The sequence below is a fragment of the Flavobacterium sp. IMCC34518 genome (genome assembly GCF_027111095.2).
GTDB classification, from domain to species: domain Bacteria; phylum Bacteroidota; class Bacteroidia; order Flavobacteriales; family Flavobacteriaceae; genus Flavobacterium; species Flavobacterium praedii.
Window position 1 is genome coordinate 2,647,423 of the sequence record NZ_CP114284.2, and the last position, 17,478, is coordinate 2,664,900.

Annotated in this window: 15 protein-coding genes; 12 read left to right on the forward strand and 3 right to left on the reverse strand. The window is 35.7% G+C overall.

Going from position 1 to position 17,478, the window contains the following annotated elements:
• Positions 1 to 329: 329 nt before the first annotated feature.
• The gene (locus OZP06_RS11200) at positions 330 to 1,418 is read right to left on the reverse strand and encodes an AI-2E family transporter (protein WP_281323725.1); all 1,089 of its coding nucleotides are present in this window, start codon (positions 1,416 to 1,418) and stop codon (positions 330 to 332) included.
• A gap of 278 nt (positions 1,419 to 1,696) precedes the next feature.
• Between OZP06_RS11200 and glgA the strand changes: the two genes are divergently transcribed.
• Positions 1,697 to 2,923, forward strand: coding sequence for a glycogen synthase (gene glgA / locus OZP06_RS11205; RefSeq protein ID WP_269221920.1), 1,227 nt, complete (start codon positions 1,697 to 1,699; stop codon positions 2,921 to 2,923).
• A 100-nt stretch (positions 2,924 to 3,023) separates the two neighbouring features.
• On the opposite strand, the gene OZP06_RS11210 is transcribed toward glgA, so the two are convergent.
• The gene (locus OZP06_RS11210; RefSeq protein ID WP_281323726.1) at positions 3,024 to 3,815 is read right to left on the reverse strand and encodes a DUF5995 family protein; all 792 of its coding nucleotides are present in this window, start codon (positions 3,813 to 3,815) and stop codon (positions 3,024 to 3,026) included.
• Positions 3,816 to 4,048: 233 nt separating this feature from the next.
• Between OZP06_RS11210 and OZP06_RS11215 the strand changes: the two genes are divergently transcribed.
• From OZP06_RS11215 to OZP06_RS11265, 11 genes are all read left to right on the forward strand, one after another.
• Complete coding sequence (locus OZP06_RS11215; protein WP_269221922.1) at positions 4,049 to 4,378, forward strand: winged helix-turn-helix domain-containing protein; 330 nt, start codon at positions 4,049 to 4,051, stop codon at positions 4,376 to 4,378.
• Positions 4,375 to 5,124 carry a sulfite exporter TauE/SafE family protein gene (locus tag OZP06_RS11220; protein WP_269221923.1) on the forward strand — a complete coding sequence of 250 codons (750 nt, stop codon included), beginning with the start codon at positions 4,375 to 4,377 and terminating at the stop codon, positions 5,122 to 5,124. The genes OZP06_RS11215 and OZP06_RS11220 overlap by 4 nt, the downstream gene beginning before the upstream one ends.
• A 16-nt stretch (positions 5,125 to 5,140) precedes the next feature.
• The gene (locus tag OZP06_RS11225; RefSeq protein WP_269221924.1) at positions 5,141 to 5,710 is read left to right on the forward strand and encodes a molybdenum cofactor guanylyltransferase; all 570 of its coding nucleotides are present in this window, start codon (positions 5,141 to 5,143) and stop codon (positions 5,708 to 5,710) included.
• A complete protein-coding gene (locus OZP06_RS11230; protein ID WP_269221925.1) occupies positions 5,707 to 5,949 on the forward strand; it encodes a MoaD/ThiS family protein in 243 nt (80 codons plus the stop codon). The genes OZP06_RS11225 and OZP06_RS11230 overlap by 4 nt, the downstream gene beginning before the upstream one ends.
• Positions 5,950 to 6,011: 62 nt before the next feature.
• Entirely contained in the window at positions 6,012 to 7,067 is a 1,056-nt protein-coding gene (locus tag OZP06_RS11235; protein WP_269221926.1) for a ThiF family adenylyltransferase, read from the forward strand.
• A 37-nt stretch (positions 7,068 to 7,104) separates the two neighbouring features.
• On the forward strand, positions 7,105 to 7,578 hold the full coding sequence (locus OZP06_RS11240) for a molybdenum cofactor biosynthesis protein MoaE (RefSeq protein WP_269221927.1): 474 nt from the start codon (positions 7,105 to 7,107) through the stop codon (positions 7,576 to 7,578).
• 64 nt (positions 7,579 to 7,642) lie between these two features.
• Entirely contained in the window at positions 7,643 to 8,557 is a 915-nt protein-coding gene (gene moaCB / locus OZP06_RS11245; RefSeq protein WP_281323727.1) for a bifunctional molybdenum cofactor biosynthesis protein MoaC/MoaB, read from the forward strand.
• Complete coding sequence (moaA, locus tag OZP06_RS11250; RefSeq protein ID WP_269221928.1) at positions 8,547 to 9,554, forward strand: GTP 3',8-cyclase MoaA; 1,008 nt, start codon at positions 8,547 to 8,549, stop codon at positions 9,552 to 9,554. The genes moaCB and moaA overlap by 11 nt, the downstream gene beginning before the upstream one ends.
• 280 nt (positions 9,555 to 9,834) lie before the next feature.
• Positions 9,835 to 10,821 (forward strand): TIGR01212 family radical SAM protein, encoded by a 987-nt coding sequence (locus tag OZP06_RS11255; RefSeq protein ID WP_281323728.1) that lies wholly within the window; start codon positions 9,835 to 9,837, stop codon positions 10,819 to 10,821.
• A gap of 436 nt (positions 10,822 to 11,257) precedes the next feature.
• The gene (locus tag OZP06_RS11260; protein WP_281323729.1) at positions 11,258 to 12,787 is read left to right on the forward strand and encodes a glycosyltransferase family 39 protein; all 1,530 of its coding nucleotides are present in this window, start codon (positions 11,258 to 11,260) and stop codon (positions 12,785 to 12,787) included.
• 300 nt (positions 12,788 to 13,087) lie between these two features.
• On the forward strand, positions 13,088 to 14,611 hold the full coding sequence (locus OZP06_RS11265; RefSeq protein WP_281323730.1) for a carboxypeptidase-like regulatory domain-containing protein: 1,524 nt from the start codon (positions 13,088 to 13,090) through the stop codon (positions 14,609 to 14,611).
• 158 nt (positions 14,612 to 14,769) lie between these two features.
• Here the strand turns inward: OZP06_RS11265 and OZP06_RS11270 are convergent, their stop codons facing one another.
• On the reverse strand, positions 14,770 to 17,277 hold the full coding sequence (locus OZP06_RS11270) for a M14 family zinc carboxypeptidase (RefSeq protein WP_281323731.1): 2,508 nt from the start codon (positions 17,275 to 17,277) through the stop codon (positions 14,770 to 14,772).
• Positions 17,278 to 17,478 lie beyond the last annotated feature (201 nt).

Sequence of the window (17,478 nt, forward strand, 5' to 3'; positions counted from 1 at the left end):
CTTATATGACTTATATGGTCGAAAAATAGTAAACAAATGCTGTTGTTTATAGAATTAAGCGCTCTAGTTTAATACCTATAAACTTCGTTATGGTTTCGGGAGTAATTTGATGGTAGTAATTTGGATTCTTGTAAAAATGAATTTAATCGCTTTTCCTAAACATCTTGTGAGTTGCGTGAGGGATAGAAGCTAGCTACCGAAGTAGCGCGTATAGCCCGACCCCGTTGAGAAAAGTGGCTTTGTAAGCAGTGTCTAAAGTAAGCCACTTTTTTCAACGGGGGCACGCCCAAAAAATACATTTTCAACTTTAAAAATAGGTGATATTTGAACTATTCCTCTATCTTTTCGTCTTCTATCATTTCTATCCAAGAAAGGAAGAATTTATAGCCTAAGGTTAAAATTACAGCTCCTAAGAATAAACCAATGAATCCGTTGTAAATGAATCCTCCAATGGCACCTAGAAATATCACGAGCATCGGCGCAGGTGGATTGCCTCTGCCCAGAAAGATTGGTTTTAATACGTTGTCCGAAATCATCGTGATGCCAATCCAAATAGCTAAAAGTGTAGCAGTAGTAGTATCGGTTACCGAATACATATAAATGACAACAGGAATGGCAATTGGACCTATTCCTATTTGGATTATGGCGAGTATGAGACAAATGATTGTAAAAATTCCTGCAAAGGGAACACCTGCCATAAAAAAGCCTGCTCCAACCATTAAGGACTGTATAAGAGCAACTCCCAGAAACCCTTTTACCACATTGCGTATGGTTATTACGGTGATCAAAGCATAGTGTTCTCCATTGGAACCTATTAGTTTGATGAAAATGTTTTTGGAAACTGATGTTAGTGATTTCGAATACAATAATAATCCCATGGCTATGATTATGGAGGCGATAAATTGCAATATACCTTTACCAACTCCCGCTAAAGCAAGTAAAAGCCATTCTCCAACTACTTTTAATTGATCGGAATATTTAAACACGACATTTGAAATATCTTCTGAGGCACTTTTCCAAATTTCTAATATTGGTTTAGTAATAGTTGGCCAATTCTTGGTGCTTTCTCCCGGAGGAGGAATTAGGTGTTCTCCTGATTGATACGTATGGCTGAAATTATTCACCTCTTCGTATAAGGATTGGGAAACTAATACACTGGGGATTATAAGGATACTGAGTAGAACTATCGTGAAAAAAACAGTGGCCACTATTTTTTTACCTCTAAATAATTTAACGATCGATTCATAAACGGGACTGAAAGCTATTGCGATTACAGCAGCCCAAATCAGGATGAGGACAAAGGGTTTCAAGATGGCATAACACCAGCTTATCAATAAAAAAAGAACACCAAGTCGGATGAGCGTATCAGCTATTTTTTCGAAATTATAGTTGTTGAAATACGGATTTTTTTGATTCATTTTTCAGTTTTTTTTAGATGAATAAAAAAGGAAATAGGATTATTAGGCTAATCTAGTTAAATTGTAGTAAATGTCAATAGTAATTAATGACGTGTTTTGTTGAAAGTTTAGATAATTTAGAATTTTGATCGAAAATGTTTTAAAATATTGGTTGGTTTGGGTACAATTTAAATTGTGGTTTTGTATTTTTACTAAATTGATTTTTTTGATGGAAGTCAAGACTTTGAAGGGATATCTTGCAGCAAAACTATTTATTTCCAAACAAACGTAGCATACTTATGAAAATAGCGCTTTATACAAACGAATTTCCACCCAATATTTATGGTGGAGCAGGAGTTCATATTGATTTTTTGAGTCAAGAATTGGCTAAACTTGGGCAAGTTGAGGTTCGGTGTTTTGGAGATCAAAAGGAGAACAAGGATTCCATGCATGTGGAAGGAATTAATTCCTGTTTGACTAAAATGGTCGATCCAGAAAACGAACACATAAAGATGTTTCATAATTTAAGCCGAAATGTCGAAATGGCTCAAGCAACTCCTAAAGCGGATATTGTGCATTGCCATACTTGGTACACGCATTTGGCTGGTGTTTTTAGCAGAGAATTGCTGCAGGTACCGTTAATATTGACTACTCACAGTTTAGAAACACATCGTCCTTGGAAGGTAGAACAATTGGGTAACGGTTATTTTATGTCCCGATGGATTGAAGCAAACGCTTACAAAACTGCCGATGGTGTGATTGCCGTGAGTGAACAAATGAAAACCGATGTGGTTGAGGCTTATGGTGTAGATCCCAAAAGAGTAACTGTAATCCATAACGGTATCGACCCCGAATTTTATAAACCTACTTTTGATGAGGCTTTGTTGGCTGAATATGGAATCGATCCAAATATTCCTTTTGTACTTTTTGTAGGCCGAATTACCCGTCAAAAAGGAATTTCTGGTTTGATTGAAGCAGCTCAATATTTTACTAAAAATTGCCAAATTGTACTTTGTGCAGGGGCTCCCGATACCGAAGAAATTGCTAAAGAAACGGAATCGCTTATTGCAAAATTAAAATCAGAAAGAGAAGGAGTAATTTTAATTTCAGAAATGTTACCACGTGAAAAAGTCAAAGTGCTGTACAGTCATGCTCGAGTTTTTGCCTGTCCTTCGTTATATGAGCCTTTCGGGATCATTAATCTAGAAGCGATGGCTTGCGAAACTCCTGTTGTGGGAAGCCATGTAGGCGGAATTCCAGAAATAATTGTGGAAGGAGAAACCGGTTATTTGATTCCGTTGGAAAGTGTTTCGAGAACAGATTTTAATCCAAAAGATCCAATTGGTTTTCAAAAAGCTTTTGCCGCCAAGATAAATGCATTGTTGGACAATGAGGAACTGGCAACAGCTATGGGTAAAGCGGGAAGAGTAAGAGTGTTGAAACAATTTAGTTGGGAATCGATTGCTAAAACTACTTTTAATTATTATCAGGAAGTAATTGCTCGATTTGTGAAAGAACAGGCTTAAGCGATTTTAATATATTTGCAAAAGATTCAACCGCAAGGTTCGCAAAGCTAGCGCTATGAACGCAAAGCTTAGCGAACTTTGCGGTTAAATATGTACACGATTAAGCTACCGCACATTCGACCTTTTTTTCTTCAATTATCTGCAAATCGATTACTTTTTGAGCAACAGTTCCTTTTTCAAATAAGCGAATGAATTTAAAAACACTGCTAACCAGAAAACCTGGATTTGAAATTAATCGAGCGATTTTAGTGATTTTCGCATCTCTTTCCTGTATGCAGACTTCTCTTTGATTTTCGGGTAGTACAACAAATTCATTGGCAAATTTCCAAGCTCCATCTCTAGCCGTTTTCATACTGAAATCAATAAAGAAGTTGTCTATTTTACCAGATAATTTTAAAATAATGGTCAATGTTGGCCAAATTTTGATTAGGCATTTTTCGACGCTTTCTACCAGATTGCTGAGAATGGTGTTTATTTGGTCGAAATCAGATTTTAAGCTTTCAATATTTTCTGGAGTACAAACTTGTGCCGATGCAATTCCTAAATCCAGATTCACATGAGCATTGATGCCGAGTAATAAATGCTGAACAACTATTGGCCAAAAGTCTTCGGATTGTTGAAAAGAAAATTCCCAACATTCAGAAGGTTTTTCATTGGCTTTGTATTGGTAATACGCCTTCAAATACCGATTGGCGAAAATAACATCTAGTTTCTCCATTCGTTCCCCATTCTGAAAAGTACCATTGGCAATGCCATTCTTTATTTGTACAGTAACTTCACGATAAAGAGCAGTAAACAAGCCTATAGCGCTTTGTTCTAATTTTGATATTGCAATTATTTCATCCAAAAACTGAATGACTTCGTCTATAGTAGTAGCTTGCTTCATATTCATTTATAGTTGGTTATGGTTAAAAATGGAAGAACGAATATAATTATTTTAATTTTTTAAAGAGTATTTTTTTTGAAGTAATTGTCTTGCTATTTTTTTGTGTTTAATACTAAAAGCGAGTATGAATATGAATTATTGTTTTTTTATAACAAAAAAGATGCCGTTAAGTTGTTTTTTTATTTTCAGGGAATTATCATTTCGTTATATTTGCGAAAGTATAACGAAAATAACCAACTTTGAAGATCAAAAGTAAAATTTGGATTGAAACCGACGAAGGAATCCTCATTAGTGAAGGTCGTATTCAGTTGTTAAAGTTGATCGAGTCCACAGGTTCACTCAATAAAGCGGCCAAGGAGATGAATATTTCATATCAAAAAGCATGGAAATTGATTGATGCTTCAAACAAAGCTTCCAAAGAACCTTTAATTGCAACTCAAGTGGGCGGCAATAAAGGCGGGGGCACAGTTTTGACACCTTATGGCAAATCACTAATTGAATCTTTTGAAGAAATCAATAGTGCTTGTTGGGATTTTTTAGATTTAGAACTTAAAAAACATTCTTTATGAGCGTAGAACATTTATTAGACATGCCTTTATTATTGGTATTGTTTCCTATTGTTGCTTTTTTATATGCCAGTGTGGGTCATGGTGGCGCTAGTGGCTATCTCGCTTTGATGAGTACGTTTGCTTTCCCGATGACATTCATGAAGCCGACAGCTTTGGTATTGAATATCTTGGTTTCGGGTCTTTCCTTTTATTTTTATTACAGGGAAAAAAACTTTAAATGGAATCTCTTTTATCCTTTCGCATTGACTTCTATTCCGTTTTCGTTTATTGGGGGTTATCTAAAAATCGATGCTTTTTATTATAAAATTATTTTGGCTACCGTTTTGGTCTTTGCGGTAATGCGTTTGTTAGGGTTTTTTGGAAAAGAGAAAGAAAATTTAAAAAATATAAACGTTCCCATGGCATTGGCATTCGGTGCACTTATTGGATTTCTATCCGGTTTGTTGGGTATTGGCGGCGGTATTATTTTGAGTCCTGTTTTGTTATTGATGGGTTGGGCTACTATGAAACAAACAGCAGCTGTTTCGGCATTGTTTATATTGGTCAATTCTATTTCTGGACTTTTTGGTTTTGTGTCACAAGGAGGTACGTTACCAGTTTCTTCGGGACTTTTAATCGGATTGGTTTTTATAGGAGGATTATTGGGAGCTTATTATGGAAGTACAAAATTTAATTCAAAAGGTTTACGAATTGTATTGTCTATAGTTATAGGGATCGCCATTTTTAAATTATATGCAACCGCATAATTTGAACAAAAAAAATATGGAAAATAAAATAACAGCAATTGTTTTGGCAGGAGGTAAGAGCCAACGAATGGGAACTGAGAAAGGTTGGTTGATTTTAAACGGAAAACCATTCATTAAACATATTTGTGATGCTTTACAGCCCATTTTTGGTTCCAATATTTTAATTGTTTCGGCAAACAAAGAATATGATGCTCTCGGTTTTACCAGAGTGGAAGATATTATTGAGAACAAAGGTCCAGTTGGGGGTCTTTATACCGCACTTAAGGCATCCAAGACCAAAATCAATCTGGTTTTGAGTGTGGATGTGCCATTGGTGTCAACTGAATTGTTGCAATGGGTTTTAAGAAATCACGACGAAACCTACATGGTGACACAAACCAAAAGTGGCGATAAAACAAATCCATTGATTGGGGTTTACGATCGCTCGATGCGAATTGTATTCGGTGAACACATGGCCGGAAACCAATTAAAATTACGAAAAGTGATTGAAGATGTCAAACACCAAACTCTTGAAATTCCAGAAAAATGGAATAATCAAGTTCAGAATATAAATACACCAGAAGAATATCAAAATTTAATCAAATGACTTTAACATTAAAATATTTTGGTTTACTTGCCGATATTACACAATTGAAAGAGGAAAAAATCACTTTCGAGGAAGAGACTATTTCGGTTTCAGCATTAAAATCTAAAGTAGAGGACAGTTACCAAAACATGCAAAATACAACTTATAACATTGCGGTCAACCAAACGATGAGCGATTTGCAAACCTTTATAAAAGACAATGATGTAATTGCTTTTCTGCCGCCTTTTGCTGGAGGGTGAAATTTGTTTGAAGTTTAATGGTTCAAACCCGTTTAACTTTAAACTTTTAAATATTAAACACTATGAGATATTCCAGACAAATAATTCTCCCGGAAATAGGAGAAACAGGCCAGCAAAAATTACAGAATGCTCGCGTTTTGGTAATTGGTGCGGGTGGTTTGGGCTGTCCTGTTTTGCAAAATTTGGCAGCAGCAGGAGTTGGTAACATTGGGATTGTAGATGGAGATGTGGTAGATGAAACCAACTTGCACAGACAATTATTGTATAGCTTAAAAGACTGTGGCAAGAGCAAAGCCGAAACAGCCAAGAAAGCTATTTTGGAACTCAATCCGGATATAAAAGTGACTGTTTTTTCCGAATTTTTCACTGCTGAAAATGCAACACAAATAGTAGGCGATTATCAAATTTTAGTCGATTGTACAGATACGATTTCCGTTCGCTACTTGATTAATGATGTGGCTGTTGTCAAAAGAATTCCAATGGTATATGCTTCCATTCATAAGTTTGAAGGACAGGTTTCGGTATTTAATTATAAAAATGGTCCGAGTTACCGTTGTTTATTTCCAGAGACAGAAGGATTAAATGCCGTTCCAAATTGTGCTGATTCTGGAGTTTTGGGAGTTTTGCCTAATACTTTGGGAACGTTTCAAGCCACCGAAGTACTCAAAATAATACTCGGAATTGGCGAAATATTGTCAGGTAAATTATTGATTTATGACGCTTTGTATTTTCAAACCCAAATCATCAGTTTTGTCAAGAATCCAAAAGCTGTCGAAAAAGGATTCATAAATGGAACTTTGCTTTTGAACAGTAAAAAAACATTAGAAAACCTAAATCCAGAAGCGTTTTTAGAGAAATGCAAACAGTCAGGAATTGTTATTATTGATGTTCGGGAATTGGAAGAAACACCTAAGTTTAAAAAAAATAATGTTGTTCGGATTCCTTTGAGAGATTTAGAAGAATATAGTGCGACATTAGATAAAAATCAGGAAATCGTTTTGTTTTGTCAAACGGGGAAACGCAGTCAAATGGCTTTGAATTATTTGATAAAATCAGGGTTTGTTGGTGTTTATCATTTAGCAAAAGGCATTGCATCGCTGAAAGATCAAATTCAATAGTAATATCAATTTGAAAAATTAAAAAAATACACTATTCATGTCTACAGATAAACCCAAAAAGAGTTCCTTTATTCAGGGACAGATAACATCCGAATTCATCGGGAATTCGATTGCCAAACACCAAAGTAAAACCACAATTGGAGCACACAATATTTTTTTGGGCCAAGTTCGTGCCGATGTAATTGAAGGAAAAACAGTTGTAGCGATTGAATACACCGCCTATGAAGAAATGGCAGAACAAACGTTCTACGAAATTCGGGAAGCGGCTTTCGCAAAATATGATTTGTCGTGCCTACATATTTACCACAGTTTGGGAATGGTAAAAACAGGCGAGATTTGTTTGTTTGTTTTTGTTTCGGCACCAAGACGAAAAGTGGTGTACGAAGCTTTGGAGTTTTTGGTGGAAGAAATAAAAGAAAAAACAGCGGTTTTTGGCAAGGAAATTTTTGAAGACGAAAGTTATACTTGGAAAAAGAATAGCCCCCCAACCCCCGAAGGGGGAGTTCTGTAGATTGTCTTAAATACATGGCAATACGCACAAATCTAAAATTGTTAATCCTCAATCTAAAATCTCCATGGTAGATATCACCCACAAAATAATCACACAACGTACTGCAACAGCTCAAGCTATTGTCAAAGTTGGTTCGCCGGCAACGATGCAAGCCATTATAAACAAAACCGTTCCGAAAGGCGATGTGTTGGAGGTTTCGAGAACAGCAGGGTTGTTTGCCGTAAAAAATACGTCAAATTCTATTCCCGATTGTCATCCGATGCCAATTGAATTCACCGGAATTGAATATGAACTGCTGGAAGATTCTATATTGATAAAAGTAACAGTAAAGGCAATTTACAGAACAGGCGTTGAGGTCGAAGCCATGCATGGTGCATCAATTGTAGCCTTGACAATGTATGATATGCTAAAGCCCATTGATAAACAAGTCGAAATTTCGACCATAAAATTACTGCACAAAAAAGGAGGAAAATCAGATTATGGAGTCAAGGAAGATCTTGATTTATCGGTAGCGGTAATCGTTTGTTCCGACAGTGTTTCCAGTGGAAAAAAAGAAGACCGAGCTGGAAAAGTAATCTCGGACAAAATCAAGAATCTTGGGTTGAGCGTTTCCAGTTATTCGGTGATTCCAGATGAGGTTCTCGATATTCAGGAGACGATAAATAAGTTGTGTTTAGCCAATAAAGATTTGATTATCCTTACTGGCGGAACAGGTTTGTCCAATCGCGATGTCACTCCCGAAGCTATAATTCCAATGCTCGATCGACGCATTCCAGGAATTGAGGAAGCTATTCGTTCTTACGGACAGGACAGAACGCCTTATGCGATGTTGTCCAGAAGCGTGGTGGGTTTTAAGGGAAATACTTTAATTATGGCGTTGCCAGGATCAACAGCGGGAGCCAGCGAATCTATGGATGCTGTATTTCCTTCCGTATTGCATTTATTCAAAATATTAAATGGTTTCAACCATGGAAAATAATAACAATCCAATGCAGGACAACCACGGCAGAGTGCACAATTACCTCCGAATTTCGATTACGGAACATTGTAATTTGAGATGCACGTATTGTATGCCAGCCGAGGGGATTGCGCTTACACCAAGAGCGCATCTGATGACTGCAGCGGAAATTGTTACCATAGCCCAAACTTTTGTAAAACTAGGTGTGACCAAAATTAGATTGACTGGTGGTGAGCCATTGGTACGAAAAGATGCCAAAACCATTATAGAAGAATTAGGGAAATTGGGCGTCGAACTGACATTGACCACCAACGGAATCCTAGTTCACGAATTCATTGACACTTTTAAAGATGCGGGAGTCACTACTTTGAACGTGAGTATTGACAGTTTAAAAAAAGAAAAATTCAATCAAATTACACGTCGCAATTATTTTGAAAAAGTAATTGAAAATCTCGATTTATTGGAGCTGAATGGCTTTCAGGTAAAACTGAATGTCGTTGTGATTAAAGGTTTTAATGATAACGAAATTATTGATTTTATAGAGATGACCAAAGACCGAAACATTCAAATCAGGTTTATAGAGTTCATGCCTTTTGACGGCAACCAATGGAACAAAGAAAAACTGGTGAGTTATTCCGAAATTCTTTCGCAAGTCAATACTTTTTATACCGAACAAAAGGTAGAACGCACACAAGACAAACCGAATGACACTTCCAAAAATCATAAAATTGAAGGCTATCAAGGCAGTTTTTCGGTAATCAGTTCTGTGACCAATCCGTTTTGTAGTACTTGCAACCGCATTCGTTTAACCGCTGATGGAAAACTGAAAAACTGTTTGTTCTCGAATACCGAAACTTCTTTGCTCGACACTTTGCGTGCAGGAGAATCCATCGAACCGCTTATCTTTCAAAACATAAGATCCAAACATACCATGCGAGGCGGAATGGATGATGATGCTAAATTCCAAAATCCATTGCTTTTTTCTCAAAACCGAAGCATGATTAAGATTGGGGGATAGTTTTTTTTGAAAATTTGGGACACTGATTGGCACAGACAAAATGGATTTATTTTAGAGCATAACTTTTAGGTCATCGTGTCTTTTTTTTAATAATTTCAAAAAAACAAAAATGCTTACTTTTAGCCCCGATTACAGTGGAAATCCTTGTGTGCCGGTGTTCGGCACGCAAGATTGAAACGGAAAGCGGGACTAATGCTTGCTGAAAATGCCTAATCTTTCTGCTCCAAAAAAAGTTTCAGGTTATTATAAGATCAAAATCTAAAATCCCTGATAAAAGTCATTGTTAGCACTATACAATTGTGAATACCTTTGTAAAATGAAGGCAGAAACAGAATCCAACAAAAAAGGGTACAACAATTATGGCACCCATCTCCGTGAAAAATACAATGGTAAAAAAGTTTTCAAAGTAATTGTAGACGGTAATTTTAGTTGTCCCAATCGCGACGGACTCAAAGGCTACGGCGGCTGCACCTATTGCAATACCGATTCTTTCACACCCGATATTTCCAGAAAAGCGCCTACCATCGAAGAGCAGTTGTTGCAAGGCATGGAGCGAGCCAAAAAATCATACAAAGCAGACCAATTCATAGTCTATTTTCAGCCCAACACCAATACATACGCTAGTGTCGATTATCTAAAAGAAATCTATGACCGCGCCTTGTCTTTCAATCCAGAAGAAGTCGTTGGCTTTTCGGTAGGAACACGTCCCGATTGTATCGATGCTGAAAAAGTTGCCCTGCTCGAAAGCTATTGCGACCGTTTCGATGTCGACCTCGAAATGGGAATGGAATCGATGTATGACGAAACTTTAGAAAAAATAAATCGAGGGTGTACCCACGCCGAGTTCATCACCGCTGTAGAATTATTAAAAGATAGTCCCATCGATTTGTGCGTGCACACCGTTTTTGGATTCCCTTGGGAAACCCGAGAAATGATGCTCAACTACATTGCCGAAATCAACCGTTTCCCCCAAATAAAATTCGTCAAATTCCATCATTTGCACATCGTCGAAGGTTCTATTATGGGCGTGCACTACAAGCGAAACCCGTTTCCACTCTTTACTTTAGAACAATATACCGATTTGCTTTGCGACCTCATCCCGCTCTTGCGTCCCGATATCGTCATTCAACGCCTCTTCGGAATTTCCGATTGGGATCTGCTCATCGCACCCAATTGGGGGATGAAAAAAACTCAAATACAACATTTCATCGACTCCACAATCGAGAAAAGAGGAATTGTTCAAGGTTCTCAATACAACAGTAAATAGATAACAACAATTATCGTGTGGGCGTGACCCCCGCTAGAAAAAAGGGCTAGTCTCATTGTCGTCATTGCCCTTTTTCCTATCGGCGGTCGGGCTATTGCCATTACTTCGGTAATTTGGCGCTATCCCTTACGCACAATATCATTAAGTTAAGAGTTTCTCTCTACGCTTTTTCAAAATATAACTCTCGCTAAGAAGCTAAGACGCAAAGAAATGGCTCTTAACTTTGCGCCTTTGCGTGTTGGCGAGAAAAAAAAATGCTTAACTTAATGACATTGCCCTCGCGCAGTTCACAAGATGTTTGGTGGAAAGTCAGTTGTTTTATAATCAATCAATAGTTTTTCAGATATTTTTACTATAGCCCACGGTTTTAACTGCGGGTAGCTTTATATTTACATTTAAAATAACAGCATCAATCCTCATAACTGACAAATCCCCAATGACAAAAAAAACACTAATACTCCTCAGCTTCATCATATTGAAATTTATTTTGCAGTATTCTTTAATAAGCTCCGATTACGATTTACAGCGAGACGAATATTTGCACCTTGATCAAGCTCATCATTTGGCTTGGGGTTATTTATCGGTTCCTCCTTTTACTTCCTGGATTTCTTATCTTATTTATCTTTTGGGGAATTCGGTATTTTGGGTTAAATTTTTTCCTGCCTTGTTTGGGGCCTTGACGATTGTGGTCGTTTGGAAAGCCATTGAAGAATTAAAAGGCAATTTGTTTGCCTTGGTTTTGGGAGCAACTTGTGTTTTCTTTTCAGCACTTTTAAGGCTGAATACTTTATACCAACCCAACTCTTTTGATGTGTTGTGTTGGACTACTTTTTATTTGATACTAATCAAATACATCAATACCGAAAACACGAAATGGATTTTCATCGGTGCGATTTTATTTTCCATAGGTTTTCTAAATAAGTATAACATTGGTTTTCTAATTATCGGTTTGATTCCTGCAATTGTCTTGACAGAGCAACGCAAAATTTTTGGTCAGCCTAAATTGTACGTCGCTCTTGTTTTAGGTTTGTTGATAATTGCACCCAACCTTTTCTGGCAATATGACAATAGCTTTCCCGTAATTCATCATTTAAAAGAATTGGCGGATACACAATTGGTTTATGTAGACAGATTGGATTTTTTAAAATCACAATTGCTCTTTTTTATTGGTTCTTTTTTTGTAATTGTATCGGGATGGTTGGCTTTGTTATTGTACAAACCGTTCCAAAAATACAGGCTGTTTTTTTGGAGCATTATTTTTACACTGGCTGTTTTTATGTATTTCAAAGCCAAAGATTATTATGCTATCGGGCTTTATCCTATTTACATTTCCTTTGGCTCCGTTTATCTGGGCAACCAACTAAAAGAAGGTTGGAAACGCTATTTACAACCCGTTTTAATTTTAATACCGATTTTGTTTTTTATCCAGATGTACAACGCTTTCTTTCCAAACAAAAGCCCGGAATACATTGTAAATCATGCCAAACCATATCAAAAATACGGGTTGCTTCATTGGGAAGACGGTAAAGACCATTTATTACCACAAGATTTCGCCGATATGCTGGGCTGGAAAGAATTGGCTATAAAGGTAGATTCTGTTGTAGCTACATTACCAGATTTGGAACACACCTTAATTCTTTGTGATAATTATGGACAGGCAGGGGCAATCAACTATTATACGACTAATAATAAAGTGGTCGCGCATTCCTTTAATGCTGACTATATCAATTGGTTTCTATTAGATAAAAAAATCAAAAATGTTATTTTGGTAAAAGAGGAAAACGATGATGACAAAGACCGAAAAACAGAAATCCCCTTGTTTGACACCGTTTATTTGGCAGGCAAAAGAATCAATAAATTTGCCAGAGAACCTGAAATCTCCATTTATGTATTGCGAGGTGCAAAAGTAGATGTCAACAAAAGAATAAAGGACGAAATGGAACGGAAGAAAAACTATCAAGAATAGTGTAAAAATATAGTCTGAATTTTATTCTCTCAATCCAATTTGATTTAACGGTTTTAAAAAAACTTTCAAAGTTCAAAAATTCCCACTGGAACTTATTTGTAACAAATATTTACTTATAATAAAAAGATAAATCATAGTATTTATAAGTAAATCTATACAAAATCATTTATTTTAAAGTAATAGTTTTGATTTTAAAATAGATTACTTTACTTCTAAATTTTTGCTATTGGTAAGAAGTTTTCTAAAATCTGTAACAAAATCGCCATAAATTAGTCTTGTTTAGGAACGAATATTATATCGATGAGAACAAATTTATTTATAGCTTTTAATATTTTACTTTTCTTTCAGCTTGGAATGGCTCAAAACACAAAAGGAAAAATCATCGATTCCACAACGGGAGAAAGTATTCCGTATGCTAATATTAAGGTAAACGATTCCGAAAACCTAGTCTCTAATGCTGAAGGTTTTTTTGCACTCTCTGAAAATAACAGTACAGATGAAACCCTACTTACGGTTTCCTATTTGGGTTTTGTAAATAGACAACTGACCGTTGGGGAATTGAAAAAACTCGATTTTATAATTAAACTGTTACCCGGAATATACGAACTGAAAGATGTTGTCGTGTCGAATAAAAAACCGAATGCCTACGAAATCATGGCAAATGTTAAAGCCAACTTAAGTCAAAATTATACTACCGGAGAAAAAGGGTCAAAAGAAATGTTCTTTTACAGATCCTCTAATTATTTTAATCCTTCAATAATCGATGTAGAGATTAATAAATCAACGGGTTTTAGCAAGCAAGCATTGTCAAAAGTCAACAATGACCTGCAGACTTTTTCTAATCAATTAATTTCGCATCCACCATTGTCATTTACCGATATTCTATGTAATTATTATTCGGTTAAAACAAAAAAAGCAGATAAGTTTGTGTTTACCTCAAAATTAAATGTTTTAAAAGCCACTGTCTTAAAAAAGGAAGGAGAGTCTACATCTCTAGAAGATTTAGAAAAAAAAGCCAAAAACTTGATGCTTCAGCATCTCGATACCACCAAGTATTACAGAATAAAGAGTGGTCTTATAGGATCAAGGGATACGATATCATTTCGAAAAGAGTTCAATAAAAATCGAAGTAAAGACAAAGAACCAAAAAATCAATTAACTGCTACAAAAAGTAATCTTAACAATTTTATGTATAAAAATGATTTGTTAAGTAACAAGAGATTCGATTTTATACAAAGGCCAGAATTGTATTACTATACTTTTGAAGGTACAATCTACACGAATCAAAATGAATTTGCTTACGTTCTAACTTTTAAACCTCGAAAAAGCAAAGCCATGTATGTAGGCAAATTATATATTTCTGTAAACGATTATGCCGTCTTGAAAACCGAATATATTCTAGACGAAGGTGAAAAGGTGCATAATTTTAATATGAAGCTTCTTTTAGGAATTAAAGTGTCCGAAAATGTTAGTAAAGGGACAATAATTTACAAAAAAAGAGTCGAAGACGATAGTTATTACATGCAGTATGCTGCAATAGAAAGCGGAAATTACTTTTATCTAAATCGACCTTTAAAACTTATAGAATTGACCAGTAGCGAAAAAGATATATTGGCATTTGATTTTAAAATGGAAGCCAATATTCTCAACAAAACCGAATTCCTAAATATGTCTCGTTCTGAAACATCAGCTGCAGCAATTGAAAAAATAAAGGAAGAGGATTTTAAATTTATAACCATTAAATCTTATGATCCCAAGATATGGAAAGATTACAATTCTATCGAGCCATTGCAAGAGATGAAACAATTTAAAGTAATTGATTGAGATCTAAAGCGGCATTAATTTTATTTCGTAAACGGTAACAGATTTGAAACCTGTTCGTAAGCATGTATACTTGCTTGCGCCCGCAAAGGGCATATTTAAATAACAAAAAGGGAGTATGATAAAACGATCATACTCCCTTTCTTTTCTATTTTTAGACTTTAATTCACTAAAAACAAAGCATTGCTAAACAATAGAATTCCGTTTTCCCAAAAACCTCTAAACAAAGGATTGTCAATCATATAAATTACAGATCCATCTCCTTTTTTGTCAACGGCAAAGCTTACGGTTTCAGTTAGTTTTTTCTTCATGTCGTTCCCAACAAAACCATAACTGTGATAATCTTTCGGAATGTAAGCCACATTAATCGCTTTTTTCAGCAAAGGATAACATTTTTCATTGGTTTTTAGACTGTAATAGGTCTTGCCAAGCCCAAAAGCCATTGGATAGGTTTGGTCTATTTTATTTTCCATAATAGCACCAGGAATAGAACCCGAAATGGCTCTTCGTTCAGATCCTTCAAAATCAAGGAAACGTTTCTTCAATTCCAATTCTTTTTCATCTTTCTCCGATTTTTCTTTGTCTTCTGCACTAGCAAATGGACTTAAAGCGTATCCTTCTCTGTCTTCAAACAAAGAATTTGCTGCATTCATGGCAATTACTTTTCCGCCATTTTTTATCCAAACATCAATTTGTGTTTTTTGCTCATCCGATAAATTATAATACCCATCAGCCAAAATCAAAGTGTTGTAATTGTATAATTTAACTCTGCTAAAGTTGGCAGTTTCTACAATACTCACAGGATAACTAATAGTTTCATCCATATAAAACCACGTAGCACCAAATTCGGTTGAACTTACTCCTTTTCCGGATAACAATAGTACTTTCGGGGCTTTAAGCAGGATGAAATTTTCACCACCCAAATCCTTTGAATTGGTAGAATATCCCGTTGCGATATAATTATAATCCGATTTAATTTTGATAATATCACTTACTGTTTTTTCAAAATCAACCACTTTCGGGTTATCAGCTTTGCTTACAATTAACCCGCCTGGTTCAATTATAACATCTCCAAAAATGGCTTTTTTCATGGCCGATCTCACTTTGATACCCGCTTGATGTAATTGAGAAACTACTTGTGCTGAAGTTCTATTATTCCAAGGTATATGAAAAGCATAAACCGAATTTGGGATCTTTTTTTCGAGAACTTCAATGGTTGTTTTTGTTTTGATATTTAAGCTGTTTTTTACTGCATAACCTTCGACGCCATACGCAAGTGGTATTGCCCAAGCTGTAATGTCATACGATAAACTATCATTTAGTTTTTGATTGGGTTCAAAAAGCACTTGGGTTAAGACCGCTCTGGGTTGATCTACTTTTATAATTAAATCATTGGGTTCTATCTTAAAACTTTCATTCTTTTTGGTTTGATAATGAAAACCTGATTCGTTTGCAGACGCATCAGCATAAGCAAAATCGATATTATTTTTCTTTAATAAAACGGCCATTTGATCCAATTTTGGATTGTTTTTCATGACGTAGGTTTTGTAAGTTCCTTTAACTTTTTTTCGAGCATTGATGTTAAAGTCTCTAAAGCCTTTTAGTAAAGCCTCTTTTTGTTCTGAAGCGCTTTCTATAATTGTAAGTACGGCTGTGGCGTGGTGTGTCAAACGGTCTTTTATGGTTAAGTTGACTCCGTTTTCCATTGTAATTTCTCTTCCAGCGCCAATTCCGCCTTGTTCCAATGTCATTCCAACGGCACCGTTGTAGGTTGGGTATGTATCGCCATAACTTGGGTAAAACAAATCAAAGCGCTCACGGGTATTGTACGTCCAATTCTGTTTGTCAAATTTGGCCGAAATGTTTTTACCTAAAAGTAGATGAAAATCTTTTTGATATTGCTCTATAAACTCATGCAAGGGCTCAGCAGATGGCGGAAAAAAGTAAGGAGATTCATAACTCATTTCATGTACATCGGCATGTACTTGAGGCATCCATTGATAGTACATAGCGATTCGTTGTTGCGTTTCGGTTTGTGTTTGCCAAGCCCAATCTCTATTCAAATCAAAAATATAATGGTTGTATCGTCCTCCTGGCCAAACTTCCATATGTTCTCTGTCATACAATCCAGGATGTGTTTTCTTTCCCGAAATTTCTCTTAACCAATTTCCATATCTAGAATACCCATCAGGATTGATACATGGATCCAGAATGACAATCGCATTTTTTAACCATGTTTTGGTAGCTTCATTTGTCGGATTTAGTAATTCATAGACAACCGTTAAGGCACTTTCGGTTCCAGCAAATTCATTTCCATGTACATTAAAACTGATCCAAACAATGACTTTATCTTCAACGGCCGAAGTTTTAGTGTTAGACATGCCAATTGCAGCAAGATTGTTGTTTCTTATTTGTTCTAGTTTGGCTAAATTTTCGGGAGTAGAAATGTAAAATAAATTCAAATCTCGTTGTTCATTTGTAACTCCGTATTTTTGCTTTTTGATGAGTTTTGATTCTCCAACTAAATAGTTGAAATAATCCTCCACCTGATGGTAATACGTAATTTGTTTACCATAACTGGGAATGAATTCTGAAGGGCTTTTTAATTGAGCAAAAGCCGAAAAAGTTGTTAGAAGTAAGAACAACACAACATAAAAATTTTTTTTCATATTTGGGTAAGTTTAGAAGGGATTCAAAAATAGCGATTCGCTTTTTCTTGACCTAAAAAAAGCAATAAATATTAAAAGGGGGTGTAAATATTTTAGATTAATGCTTTTTTTGCTGGTTTTAAATAAATAATCAATTTTTTTTTGACCCAAAATAGCATTTGCCATCAAAATATAAATTTGGGCGTGACCGCAGCTAGAAAA